The 12944-nt window shown below is 73.2% G+C and carries 10 protein-coding genes; 5 read left to right on the top strand and 5 right to left on the bottom strand.

Going from position 1 to position 12944, the window contains the following annotated elements; translation table 11 throughout:
- Positions 1-267: 267 nt before the first annotated feature.
- From M8C13_RS30250 to M8C13_RS30260, 3 genes are all read right to left on the bottom strand, one after another.
- Entirely contained in the window at positions 268-2424 is a 2157-nt protein-coding gene (locus M8C13_RS30250; protein WP_252484148.1) for an EAL domain-containing protein, read from the bottom strand.
- A 177-nt stretch (positions 2425-2601) separates the two neighbouring features.
- Entirely contained in the window at positions 2602-3447 is an 846-nt protein-coding gene (locus M8C13_RS30255) for an NAD(P)H-binding protein (protein ID WP_252484149.1), read from the bottom strand.
- Complete coding sequence (locus tag M8C13_RS30260) at positions 3440-3868, bottom strand: nuclear transport factor 2 family protein (RefSeq protein WP_252484150.1); 429 nt, start codon at positions 3866-3868, stop codon at positions 3440-3442. The genes M8C13_RS30255 and M8C13_RS30260 overlap by 8 nt, the downstream gene beginning before the upstream one ends.
- Positions 3869-3940: 72 nt before the next feature.
- Between M8C13_RS30260 and M8C13_RS30265 the strand changes: the two genes are divergently transcribed.
- Positions 3941-4564, top strand: a complete 624-nt coding sequence (locus M8C13_RS30265; RefSeq protein WP_252484151.1) for a TetR/AcrR family transcriptional regulator — start codon at positions 3941-3943, stop codon at positions 4562-4564.
- A 10-nt stretch (positions 4565-4574) separates the two neighbouring features.
- A complete protein-coding gene (locus M8C13_RS30270; protein ID WP_252484152.1) occupies positions 4575-5003 on the top strand; it encodes a nitroreductase family deazaflavin-dependent oxidoreductase in 429 nt (142 codons plus the stop codon).
- Positions 5004-5007: 4 nt separating this feature from the next.
- On the opposite strand, the gene M8C13_RS30275 is transcribed toward M8C13_RS30270, so the two are convergent.
- Entirely contained in the window at positions 5008-6054 is a 1047-nt protein-coding gene (locus M8C13_RS30275) for a phosphotransferase (protein ID WP_252484153.1), read from the bottom strand.
- Between the two features lie 171 nt (positions 6055-6225).
- On the opposite strand from M8C13_RS30275, the gene M8C13_RS30280 reads away from it, so the two are divergent.
- From M8C13_RS30280 to M8C13_RS30290, 3 genes are read left to right on the top strand one after another with little or no spacing between them, the layout of a single operon-like run.
- Positions 6226-8469 (top strand): FtsK/SpoIIIE domain-containing protein, encoded by a 2244-nt coding sequence (locus M8C13_RS30280; RefSeq protein WP_252484154.1) that lies wholly within the window; start codon positions 6226-6228, stop codon positions 8467-8469.
- 8 nt (positions 8470-8477) lie between these two features.
- On the top strand, positions 8478-10739 hold the full coding sequence (locus M8C13_RS30285) for an FtsK/SpoIIIE domain-containing protein (RefSeq protein WP_252484155.1): 2262 nt from the start codon (positions 8478-8480) through the stop codon (positions 10737-10739).
- 24 nt (positions 10740-10763) lie between these two features.
- Entirely contained in the window at positions 10764-12629 is a 1866-nt protein-coding gene (locus tag M8C13_RS30290) for an FUSC family protein (protein ID WP_252484156.1), read from the top strand.
- Here M8C13_RS30290 and M8C13_RS30295 read toward each other — a convergent pair.
- Positions 12598-12942, bottom strand: a complete 345-nt coding sequence (locus M8C13_RS30295; RefSeq protein WP_252484157.1) for an RNHCP domain-containing protein — start codon at positions 12940-12942, stop codon at positions 12598-12600. The genes M8C13_RS30290 and M8C13_RS30295 overlap by 32 nt on opposite strands.
- Positions 12943-12944 lie beyond the last annotated feature (2 nt).

The raw sequence follows: 12944 nt of genomic DNA on the forward strand, positions 1-12944 counted from the left end.
CGGTGCTGGGTGCGAGGGCCGCGGCGGCGGTGAGGCCGGTGATGAGCGTCCGGCGGGTGATCCTGCCTTCCATGACTCCTTCTTTCGCGTCGAACGAAGGGGTGGTGGTGGCGGCCCGGTTGACCGTAAACGTTTTCGGGTGGGGTGGGCAGGGCCGAACGGCGGAGAAGGAGCGGGGGGCGGGCGAGGCGGCAGGCAGCGCGAGGTGGGCCGGGGCGTGGGGCAGTACGGGCGGGGCGCTGGGCGGCGCTGGGCTGGCGGGGGTGGTCAGTCGGTGGGGTCGGTGCCCGGGTCCGCGGTGAACAGGTCGCCGGTGGCGGATTCGGCGCCGACCGCGCGCCACCAGTCCGCCTGTTCCTGGGTGTGCACGCCGTCGACCAGGACCGTGGCGCCCGCCAACCGCGCTGTGGCGACCAGTTCGCGGAGGGTTTTGCTGGTCAGCGAGGTGGGCTGGGCCGCTTGGCGGGCGACCAGGGGTTTGGCTACCCGGACCGTGCTGATCGGGAGGTCTTCCAGGTGTTCGATTTCGGCGGTGGTGGAGCCGAAGTCGTCCAGGGTGATGTGGACGCCGGTGTCGGCCAGGTCGGTGAGGTTGTCGACGGCCATGCGCTGGGTCAGGGTGTGCACCGGGAAGCCCAGGCGTAGTTGTGCCGGCGGCAGGCCGGTGTCGGTGACCACCCGGTGGACCACGCAGCTCAGGTCCGGCTCGACGGCCTGGGTTGGGGTGAGGCTGAGCAGCAGCGGCTGTTCCTGGCCGGAGCGCTGGACCCGGCGGCGGTTGCGTTCGGCGGCGGCCAGCATCAGCCAGGCGCCGAGCGGGATGATCAGGCCCGTCGACTCGGCCAGGTCGCGGCAGCGGTCGTGGTCCTGGGGGCCGAACTCCTGGCTTGGCCAGAACAACAAGCCTTCCATGCCGAGCAGCTCGTGGTCGGCCAGGCGGACCACCGGGCGGTGCCGGAGCTGGACCTCGCCGTTCTCCCAGGCGCCTGCCATGGCCGCGGCGATGCGGAAGGCGTCGCTGTCCTCGGTGTCCTGGCGCTGGTCGAACAGGCCCCACTGGCGGCGGCCGGTGCGCTTGATGCGGCGCAGGGTCAGGTCGGCGGCGCGCATCAGCTCGGTGGCGCCGATGGTCGGCCGCGGGCGGTCCACCACGCCGATGGTGGCCGAGACCGCGATGCCGGTGCTCTCGTTGAGGTAGACCGCCTCGGACAGGTCGTGGTCGATGCGCTGCACCATGGTCAGCACCGGCGGAGTGGTCGGCGAGTTGCGCACCAGCACCGCGAACTCGTCGCCGCCGAGCCGGGCGATGATGGTCTCCTCACCCTCGAAGATGGCGAACAGCCGGTCCGCGACGACCCGCAGCAGCCGGTCGCCGACCTCGCAGCCGTAGCCGTTGTTCACCGCGGCGAAGGCGTCCAGGTCGAGGTGGTACAGGGTGACGCCGTGTTCGGGATCGGCGCGGCGGAGCATGGTCTCGGTGGCGGTGCTGAAGTACTGCCGGTTGGGCAGCCTGGTCACCATGTCGTGCAGCGACTGCCGGTTCAGCGTGGCCTGCAGCGCGGTGACCTGGGTGTCGTCCGCGATCACCGTGACCAGCCTGCCGGGGTCGCCGTCGCTGCCCGGTTGCAGGGAGACGCTCAGCAGCGCCCACAGCGGCTCGTCTTCCTTGTGCAGCATGCGTTTCCGCTGTTGCCGCAACCGGTCGACCCGGCCCTCGCGCAGGTCCTCGCAGGCCTTGCGCAGCGACCTGCGCTCGTCCTCGGCGACCAGGTCGAACAGGGTCAGCTCGGTGAGCTCGTCCGCGGTGTAGCCGAGCAGCTCGTGCACGGCGGCGTTGGTCTTGAGGAAGGCGCCGTCCAGGTCGGTGATGGCGATGCCGCTGGCCGAGCAGCGGAAGACCTCCTCCAGCCGGGCGTCGCTGTCCTTGCGCTGCCGCTCGGCGTCGTTGGCCGCCTTGAACAGCGCCCGGTTCAGCGCTTCCTGCTGCTGGAAGATGAACGCGCGGAAGGCTTCCAGGTAGCCGGAGGTGAGCGCGGCCAGCACCATCACCACGCGGTCGGTCAGCTTGTTCACCAGGCGCAGGCTGGGCAGGCTGAGCAGCGCCCGGCCCAGCACGTCCACGCTGCGTTCCAGGCTCTCCGGGCCGACGCAGTTGAGCCGCACCAGCTCCGCGCCCACCTGCCCGGCCGCCGAGGCGACGAACGGTTCGGCGCGCACCGCGTTCACCAGGATGTCCACCAGCGCCAGCAGCCGCTGCTCCACCTCGGGGTGCGAGAGCGGGATGTAGGCGGTGGTGCTGACCAGGTACGCCCACTTCCGGGCGAGCTTCTCCCGCTCACGAGGGTTGTCGGCCGTGGAGCCGCCCTGGTGGGCCGAGACCGGGCGCCGCGGCGCCGGGAGGTCTTCCGGAAGTGGCACTGTCATGTCTGCCTGGGGAGCGCGAGGAGGGTCGGGGTTCCACGAGCACGCCGGGAGTGCAAGGCACGGCGACAGGGAAGCCTACCGACGCCAGCCCGAAGTCGGCTAGCTACGGTCTGTGCCTGATCGGCTGGCTTGTCACCCGGCAACTATTACCCTAAGCAAGCAATTTGCCACACCGCGTCACCCGATTGTCGGCATCGGTCCCGCCATCGCGCCCAGCAGGGCCGCGCGAAGGGAGCAGGGCGGCCGCCCGGTCAGCCGTAGCACGGTGTCGGTGACCCGGTCCTCCGCGCCCTGCCGGATGCCCTCGTCCAGCCCGGCCAGCAGGGCGGCGAAATCCGGCGGGTAACCAGCGGCGATGTGACGCTGGGTGAGCTCGGTCACCGACACCGGGCGGTGCCTGGCCGGCACACCCAGCGCGGTCAGGATCGCGGCCGCGTCGGCGTAGCTCAGCGCGGCAGGCCCGGTGATCACCAGTTCCTCGTTCAGCGGGGTGTCGGCGAGCAGTGCGCGCTCGGCCACCGCGGCGATGTCGCCGGCGTCCACGAAGCCGACCCGTCCGTTGCCGGTGGCCGTGACCAGTTCACCCGTTTCGCGCAGTGCCACGGCAAGCGGGTGATCACCGAGGAAGTTCTGCATGAACCAGGACGGCCGCAGCACTGTCCACTCTGGACATTCGCGGCGGACCAGCGCGTGCAGCTCCCCCAGCACCGGCGCGCCCTCGGGCACCGCGGAGGAGCTGAGCAGCACCACCCTGCGCAGCCCGGCGGCCAGCGCGGTGGCCAGGAACGCCTCGACCTGGGGCAGCGGATCGGCCTGCCCGACCGGCGCGACCAGGTACATCCGGCGCACCCCCGCGACGGCGGCCAGGTGCGTGCCCGGGTCGCCCCAGTCGAAGCGGATCTCCTTGGCGGCGCTGGGTTTCCGGCTGGCCGCGCGCACCGGGTGACCGGCCGCGGTCAGCCGCTGAACCAGCCTGCTGCCGGTGGTCCCGGTGGCTCCGGTGACCAGGATCGGCTCAGTCACGCGAGACCGCCGGCAGGCTCACCGCGCCGTCGAGCAGCTCGGCCACCGCGGCCGGGCTCCAGTAGTCGCGGTAGGTGTGGATCTCGCCGTCCCTGATGGTGAGCACGGCGGCGTAGCGCAGCCGGTAGGGCCGGCCGGAACGCACCACCACGCCCTCGGCCTCGAACTCGGCCACCAGCACCTCGGGGTCGGCGGTCTCGTGCACCCGGACCGCCGGGAACGACCGGATGTCCAGGATCGACGGGTAGTCCCGGACGTACTCGTGCACCGCGGCCCGCCCGGCCAGCCGGGTCGGCGCGCCGGGTGCGGCGAAGGGGAACTCCAGCACGCCCTGCTCGGCCCACAGGCCGGCGAAGCCGTCCATGTCCTTGGCCAGCAACAGCTCCAGCGCGTGCTCGAAGACCTGTCGGGGGGTCCGCATGCCTGCTCCTTCAATTGGACGGAACGGTACCGTCCCGACGCTAACACAGGATGGGACGGTACCGTTCCGCCCATGTCCGCCCGACGCACGCCCACCGGAGCCGCCGTGCTCCAGCCGCAGGTCACCGCCGCGATCACCGAGGCGGTGCTGGAGGAACTGGCCGAGTCCGGCTACGGCAGGCTGTCCATGGAGGCGGTGGCCAAGCGGGCCGGGGTGGGCAAGAGCGCGCTGTACCGGCGCTGGCCTGCCAAGCAGGACATGGTGCTGGCCGCGATGGCCGGGCTCAGCGTGCCGATGGCCCCGGTCCCGGACACCGGTTCACTGCGCGGTGACCTGCTGGTCGTGCTGGCCGCGGTCCGGGACTGGCTGACCCACCCGAGGGTGGCCCGGATCCTGCCGGACCTGATCGCCGAGTCGGGCCGCAGCCCTGAACTGGCCACGGCGATGGCCGAGCTGGTCGGTGAGCCCCGGCGGGCCAGGGGCGCGATCGTGCTGCGCCGGGCGATCGAGCGCGGTGAGCTGCCGCCGGACACCGAACTGGAGCTGGCGCTGGACCTGCTGGCGGCCCCGGTGTACTGGCGCGTGGTAGCCAGGCGGGCGCCGCAGGAAGATCACTACCTGGAGTCGGTGGTGGAGTTCCTGCTGCGCGGACTTTCCGCGCGCGCACCGGCGTTGACGCTGGAGGAACCGGAGTGAGGAGCCGAGGGTGAGCGCTACGCCGATCGACAGCCCGAGGGACTGGGTCAGGGAGCACATCGACCGCTACGTCGCCACCGACGGCGCCGAGGGCCACGAGTGGAACGGCACCACCACGCTGCTGCTGACCACCACCGGCCGCCGCAGCGGGGAGCCGAGGCGGACCGCGCTGATCTACCAGCGGGTCGGCGAGGACTACGTGGTGGTGGCCTCCCAGGGCGGCGCGCCGACGCACCCGGCCTGGTACCTGAACCTGCGGGAGCGGCCGGAGGTCCAGGTGCAGGTGGCCGGGGACCGGTTCACCGCGCGGGCGCGCACCGCCGACGAGGCCGAGCGGGCCAGGCTGTGGCCGGTGATGACCGCGGCCTGGCCGGACTATGACCAGTACCAGACCAGGACCACCCGGCAGATCCCGGTCGTCGTGCTGACCAAGGTCTGAGGCCTCACCAGGCCGGTCCGGTGAGCAGCCGGTGCACGTGCGCCTTGTGCATCGGGTCGTAGCGGTCGAACCGCTCGATCAGGCCCGGCCCCCGGCGGCCCGCCAGCAGGACCGCGCGGACCAGCTCCACCAGCGGCGGCACGGTTCTGGTCAGCAGCAACGGCATCAGCAGCTGTTCCTGGCCGTCGGCGAGCAGGTAGCCGCGGGCCGCGAGGTCCTGGAACGAGGCCAGGGCGCGGCGCTGGGCGGTCTCGCCGGCCCGGACCCTGGCCGCGGTGTCGGCCAGCGCGGCCAGGTCCAGCAGCGGGTCGCCCACGTGCAGCGCGCCGAAGTCCAGCAGGCCGAGCACCTGCGGGTCCCGGCCGCCGGAGAGCACGAACTGCTTGCCGCACAGGCTGCCGTGCACCACCGCCCGCGCCGTGCGCGGCCGCAGCGCGTCCATCAGCGGCTCGGCGGCCAGCACCCCGCGCAGCATCGCCGCGCAGGCCTGGCTCCAGTCGTCGGTGCGGCGCCCGGCCAGCGGCAGCAGCTCGGTCCTGGCCGCCTCGACCGCGGCGCGCCAGCAGGGCGGCGGCGGGGCGGGGACCGCGGCCAGCGCGCTGACCACCGGTTCGGGCACCTGGTCCAGGCTGGCGCGCAGCAGCAGGCCGGACCGCACCACGGCGGCGATCTGGTCCGGGCCGAAGTGGTGCGGCACCGCGCCCTTGAGCGCCGGGGTCAGCTCGCAGGCCAGGTCCCCGCGCCAGGTCACGGTGCCGCCGTCGGTGGTCGGCACCGGGTCGGGCGCGGGCACGCCCTGTCGCCTGCAGTGCGCCAGCACCTTCTGCCGCACCGGGAACAGCGCGGCGGGCGCGCGCTCGGCCGGGTCGAGCCGGATGGTGAACACGTGCGGCCGGCCGCTCGCGTGCACCAGCCAGGAGTCGCCGGTCGGGCGGCCCAGCCAGTCGGTGCGCGGGCTGAGTGGGCGGCGGGACCACTCCGCGCCCCAGCCCCGGTCCAGGGTCGCGCGGACCCAGTCGACGTCGACGCGGGTGTCGAGCTGCGATGACAAGGGAACCTCCGCCATTTCACCAGGGCTGACCGGCGACCAGCCCCCGAATGGCGGATACGGGGGATGCTGGTGACAGTCTGACGCCGCGGCCGGTTCCGCACCATCGGCGGACCGGCCGACGCGGGCTCCGCCAAGCGGGGGCGGTCCTTCGGACACCGGCGGTGCGCGAAGATGGGGGCGGCGAAGATCGGCGAGCACGGGGGGCGCGGGGTGCGGGAGTGGCAGGCGCGACCGGCGGCACAGCGGTTGCGGGTGACGGTGGGGTCCACTGTGGACGGTCAGCCGGTCGAGGTGGACCTGAAACCGCCGCCGCTGGGCGGGATCGGCGCGCACGGCCTGCTGACCGGCATCGCGGCCGGGGCCAGGACCGAGCTGCTGCACGCGGTGCTGTGCGGGCTGCTGGACACGCACGCGCCGGAGACCGTGCAGCTCTGCCTGGTCGACGGCGAGCGGGCGGAGCTGTTCCGGGACTACCAGCGGGCCCAGCACGCGGTGCGCGAGCCGCGGAGCGCCGCGCTGCTCATCGAGGCGCTGGCGGCGACCTCGGCGCAGCGCAGGCGGCTGTTGCGCACGCACGGCATGCGCACCCTGCACGACTACGACCGGGCCCGGCACTACCAGCCGGAGCTGCCGCCGATCGTGCCGCTGGTGCTGGTGCTGCACCGGCTCAGCCTGCTGCACCGGGAGACACCGGAGCTGACCGAGCTGCTGCGCGGGCACTGCGCGGCCTGGCGGGACCACGGCGTGCACCTGCTGCTGGCAGAGGACCGGCTCGCCGATGTGCCCGCGGCGCTGGACGGCTACTTCGGCTTCGAGCTGGCCGTTTCCGACCACGCCGCCGAGCTGCGCGTGCCCGGCCGGGAGCCGGTCGGGTTCACCCCGTCGGCCGCGCCGGACGTGCGGGCGCTGGTGGCCACCATGCCCAAGGTGACCGAGGGTTCGTTTCTGCCGCGCGAGACGATCGACTTCACCAACCTGGTTGAGCTCCAGCAGACCGAGGAGCACGGGCTGCGGGCGGTGCGCGAGACGATCGCGCTGCCGGTCGGCGAACTGCTGGGCGCGGACCGGGGCGAGCCGTTCCGGGTCATGGTGGAACAGGGCCAGGTGCTGCTGGTCGGCACCGGGTCGGGCTGGGCGCTGAGCGGCTTCGCGCTGTCCATCGCGCTGCACCGGACGCCGGCGCGGGCGCGGCTCTACCTGCTCGACCTCAACGGCAGCAAGCTGCCCGAGCTGGCGGGCGGCCTGCCGCACGTGCGGGTGGCGGTCAGCGGCGCGGACGACAGCCTGCGGGACAAGACCAGGGACGAGCTGGCCGGGCTGGTCAAGCACCGCGAGCGGCTCTACCACCGGCTGCCGGACCTCAGCGACCGCACCGAGGCCGGGGAGCCTGCCGCGATCTTCGTGCTGGTGCACGGCTGGCCGGACGCCGAGCTGCACCCCGGGCTGGCCGCGGTGTTGCGGCAGCTGGTGCTGCGCGGCCAGGCCGTCGGCGTGCACGTGCTGCTCGGCCTGGACCGGTGGGCGGACCTGGAACCCGCGCTGCACGGCGCTTTCCGGCACCGGCTGGAACTGCCGCTGGCCGATCCGGACAGCTCCCCACTGCCGGGCAGGCCGCCGGAGCTGGCGTCGATGCACGGCCGCACCGGCGACGGGACGCTGTTCATGCTGGCCGGTCCCCGGTACCAGGCGCGGGACCTGGCGCCGGACCTCGCGGCGGCCTGGCCGCATCCGGTGCAGCGGCTGAAAGCCTTGCCGTACAAGGTGAACTTCGCCGACCTCGGCGGCGGCGACCGGGACTTCAAGCTCGGCCTGACCGAGGGCTCCGGCCTGCCGTTCACCTTCCACCACCGGCACCTGGTGTGCTTCGGCGATCCGGAAAGCGGCAAGAGCACGCTGATCAGGTCCTTCATCCGCGGGCTGGTCGCGCTGCGCACGCCGGAGGAGGCCAGGGTGGTCGGCGTGGACTACGGGCGGACCTGGTTCAACGCCGACTGCGAGGGCCTGCTGATCTCCTACGTGCGCAACGTCATGCAGTTCGACGAGGCGGTCCGGGACATCAGCGTCTCGCTGGCCACGCGCCGGGACCACGCGGGGCAGTGGCGCGGGCCGGACCTGTACCTGGTGATCGACGACTACGACTACCTCGCGGCCGCGCAACGGGACCAGCTGGCGCCGCTGGTGGCCGACGCGGCCAAGACCGGGTTCCACCTGATCATCGCGGGCCGGTACCCGGCGAAGACGGATCCGGTGCTCCGCGGGCTTGATCCCAAGGACACCACCGTGCTCTCGCTCAGCGGGGCCGACCGGCACGTCACCCCGGTGAGCGGGGTGCGGCCCAGGGTGCTGCCGCCGGGGCGGGCGATCACGCGGCGGTGGGCGGGAGAGGAGACGGTGCAGCTGACATGGACGGTGTAGGGGGAGATGTGACGGAGACGGGCTGGCCGGTGCGTCCGGTCGGGCAGCGGCTGCGGGTCGCGATTGGGTCCACTGTGGACGGTCAGCCGGTGGAGGTGGACCTGAAACCGCCGTCGCTGGGCGGGATCGGGGCGCACGGGCTGGTCACCGGCTTCGGCGAGGCGAACCGGGACGCCGCGGTGCGCCGGCTGCTGCTGGGCCTGGTGACGGCGCACTCACCGGACACGCTGAACCTGTTCCTGCTGGACGCGGGCCACGGCGCGGTGTTCGAGGAGTTCGAGCGGGCGCCGCAGCTGGCGCACCTGCTCACCGGCGCGGACGCGGCCCGGCACGTGGTGGACGCCTTGCGCGCGGAAAGCGGGCGGCGGGCGGAGTTGTTGCGGCAGCGCAAGATGCGCACCCAGCACGACTACGAGCGGGCCCGGCACTACGACCCGGAGCTGGACCCGATGACCTCGCTGGTCGTGGTGGTCAACCGGTTCAGCAGGCTGGACCGGCTGGCACCAGGGCTGACCGAGGTGATCAGGGACGAGGCGGCGGGCTGGCGGGACCAGGGCGTGCACCTGATCGCGGTGCTGGACCAGGTCACCGAGCTGCCTTCCGGGCTGCACAAGCACTTCGGCTTCGAGCTCAACACCAGGGACAGCGACCTGGTGCTCTGGGCCACCGGCCAGGACCCGATCACCTGCCAGCCGCTGCCAGGCGAGCAGGTGGCCGAGGCGCTGGCCGGGCTCACCGGCCCGGCCGCCATCCCGGAACCATTGCTGCTGCCGCCGTTGCGCGAGCGGATGGCCCTGGACGTGCTGCTGCCGCCGACGGCCACCGACGAGCAGCAGGGCCTGCACATCCCCGGCGAGCCGCGGCTGTCCCCCGTCGTCGGCCTGGTGGACCGGCCGGCGGAGCGACGGCGGGAGCGGCACCGGCTGGAACTGTCCACAGGGGACGGTCACGCGCTGGTGGTCGGCGATCCGGCGGCCGGGGTGGCCGAGGTGCTGCACAACGCCGCGCTCAGCCTGGCCCTGGCCAACACGCCCGCGCACCTCCAGCTGTACGTGCTGGACTTCGCGGGTGAGTCGCTACTGCCGCTGCGCGGCCTGCCGCACACCAGGGTGGCCGCCGCCTACCAGGACTACGCGCTCATCTGGCACGCGGCCAACGAGCTCAACGCGCTGATCGACCGGCGGGAACGGGCCAGGCGGGAGGGCACCGGCGCGGCCGAGCCCGGCGCGGTGGTGGTGCTGGTGCACGGCTGGTACGGCCTGCGCCGCTACCCGCACGCCTACGACGCGGTGTACGACCTGGTCAACCGAGGGCCAGGGGTGAACGTGCACGTGCTGCTGGGCATCAACCGCTGGAGCGAGCTGGAGCTGCCGCTGGCGGATGCCTTCAGCAGCAGGCTGGAACTGCGGCTGTCCGCGCCGCACTTCTCCGCGGTGGATGTGGTCAAGGCCAAGGAGCTGCCGGGCGCCGGGCACGGGCTGACCTACCAGGGCGAGCACTTCCTGGCCGCGCTGCCGCGGTTCCAGGACCAGCCGGACCCGGTGGCGGCCATCGACAAGGCCTGGACCGGCACGCGGCCCAAGCAGCTGCTGCCGCTGCCCGCCGAGGTGCCGCTGACCGAGGTGCCCAAGAACGAGCGCTGGCCGCTGGGCGTGATCGAGGGCGAGCTCAACGGCTTCGGGCTCGGGCTCAAGCAGCACCTGCTGTGCTTCGGCGACTACGGCAGCGGGCGGACCGCGGTGCTGCGCGCGCTGCTGCACAACCTCACCACCGCGACCACCCCGGAGCAGGCCGTGGTCGCCGGCATCGACCCGCGCCGCAACTGGTTCGGTTCGGTGCCCAACGAGTGGCTGCTCACCTATCTGACCCAGACCAGCAAGATGTCGGTGCCGATCGGCGAGATCCGGGACTCCCTGGTCAAGCGGCGGGACGAGGGCCGGGGCAACGGGCCCGAGGTCTACCTGGTGATCGACGACTACGAGATCACCCAGCAGGCCGGGGTGCTGGAGGTGCTGGCCGACCTGCTGCCGGACGCGCGACGGATCGGCTTCCACCTGGTGCTGGCCGGCAGCTACCTGCGCCGCACCGACCCGCTGCTGTCCGCGCTGGACTTCAACGACACGCTGACCCTGCTGCTCAACGGCAACCCGGACACCCCGGACGTGATCACCGGGCTGCTGCCCTACGCCTCGCCGCCGGGGCGGGCGCAGCTGTGGCGGGACCACCAGACGACGCAGCTGGTGCAGGTGGGCTGGGTGCCGGTCGAGTAGTCGCTGGTGCGGCATGATCGGCCGGTGAGCACCAGCGCACCCCGGTCCGGTCCCTCGCCCCTGATGTTGCCGGTGATGATGGTCGTGGTCATCGGCGGGGTGGCCGGGCTCGGCTTCCTGGCCGGGCTCGGGCCTGCCGCGGTGCTCGGCGCGCTGTCGGCGATGTTCTGCCTGATCGCGGCCTTCGGCGGCGCGCTGTGGCCGGACCTGAAGCTGCTCGCGGTGTTCGCCCCGGCGATGGTGCTGGTGGTGGCCGGGCCGCGGCTGCTGGCCGAGGTGTCGGTGGTGGCGGCCATCGGGGTGCTCACCGTGATCGTGTTCGCGGTGGCGCTGCTGCCCACGTTCGGGCCCCGGTTCATCACCGTCGGGCTCGGGCTGGGCATGGGCGCGCTGTTCGGCTACGCCTTCCAGACCACCGGCACCGCCAGCCTCTGGCAGGTGGTGACCGCGCCCGCACTGGGCTCCGGGGTGGTGATCCTGCTGCGGCTGCTGGCCGGGCTGCGTGATCCGGACAAGCCGACCAGGACCGCGGTGGCCGGGGTACTCACCGAGGCCGGGCCGCGCGGGCCGGACGCGGCGATCCGGGCCTGGCGCGGTGACCGGCAGCGCACCTGGCTGGGTCAGGTGCTCGACGGCGGGCTGCGCTACCGCACCAAGCTGTTCCTGCTCACCGACCGGGCCGAGCAGCTGCCCGAGCCGGTGGCAGCTGAGCTGCGAGCGGTGCTGGACGCGGCCAAGGCCGAGGCCGCCGTGCTGGCCGGAGTGGTGGTCGACGGCGGAGACCCGCCCGCGCCGGAGCGGCCCGAGACCACCGCTGAACTGCCGGGGGCGACCTCGGCGATGGTGGACACGCTGTGGGACGGGCTGGACCGGGTGCGGGCCGCGCTGGCCGGGCGGGACCGGACCCCGGCGAACTCCCGGCTCGGCGCGGAGTACCCGGGCGAGCGGCTGGCCGAGGCGATCTCCTGGCAGTCCGCGCAGTTCCGGCACGCGCTGCGCTGCGCGCTGGGGGTGCTGCTCGCGCTGGTCATCGCCGCGCAGCGGCCGGGCGACCCGCTGATGCCGTCCTTCCTGATGGCGGTGTTCATGATCATGCAGCCGGACTGGCGGGCCAGCGCGCTCAAGGCCTGGCAGCGCGCGGCTGGCACGCTGCTCGGCGCGCTCGCGCTGGCCGCGGTGCTGTGGCTGCTGCCGCAGGCGGTGCTGATGCCGCTGGGGCTGGTCACCATGCTGGTCGGGTTCGGTTTCCAGCAGCGCTACCCGATCATCTTCAACGGCTGCATGGTGTTGATGCTGGTCGGCATGAACGCCACCACCCGGCACCTGGACCCGGTGCCGGTGCTGGTGGAGTACGTGCTGCTGATCCTGCTCGCGGTCGGCATCGGGCTGCTGTTCGGCTTCGCGGTGGTGCCCGGCATGCGCACCCCCGCTCCGCTGGAACGGTTGCGGCGGGCCATCGAGGGCGCGCGGGCCGGGCTGACCTCGATCGCCGGCCAGCTGGGCCGCAGCCGGGCGGAGGTCGACGTGCGCGGGCTGATCCGGCAGCAGCGGCGGTCCTCGGCGCAGCTGCACGAGCTGCTCGGCGGCCAGCTCAAGGGCCGGGACGACACCGAGGCCAACCGGGCCGCGCTGGCCCAGGCCGACGACGCGCTGCGCGGGCTGCGCAGCGGCACCGCGGGGCTGCTCCTGCACGGCGGGGACGTCGCGCTGACCAGGGACACCCTGGACTGGCTGGTGCGTGCGCTCAGCGACAGCACCGAGGTCGCGGAACCGCCGGAGCCGCGCACCGAGGAGCAGCGGCTGCTGATCGACAGCCTGGCCGCGGACGTGGTCAGCCTGCGGACCGCGACCGCCGCGCTCAGCCCGGGATCGGCCGCCCGAAGTACGTGAGGATCGTCTCCCTGCTGTCCCTCGGGGAGGTCTTGTTGCGCCGCTGGTGGCCGCACTTCTCGCAGCGCTGGACCACGAAATAGGCGTCCTTGTGGATGCCCGCGGCCACCGGCGGCATCAGTCCGCCGCAGGTCGCGGCCCGGTCACCGGGGTTGACGTCGACGTGCCGGGACCACAGGCAGTGCGGGCAGTGGTTGGTGTAGCCGTTGCCACGGACCGTGCGTTCGCAGTGACCGCAGGTGAAGTCCTCGATCCGCCGGGTGAACCGGGCGCCGTCGCCGCCGGATTCGGACGCGTCGCGGTAGTTAGGCATGG

Origin of the sequence: Crossiella sp. SN42 (assembly GCF_023897065.1) — a bacterium.
Classification (GTDB): Bacteria; Actinomycetota; Actinomycetes; order Mycobacteriales; family Pseudonocardiaceae; genus Crossiella.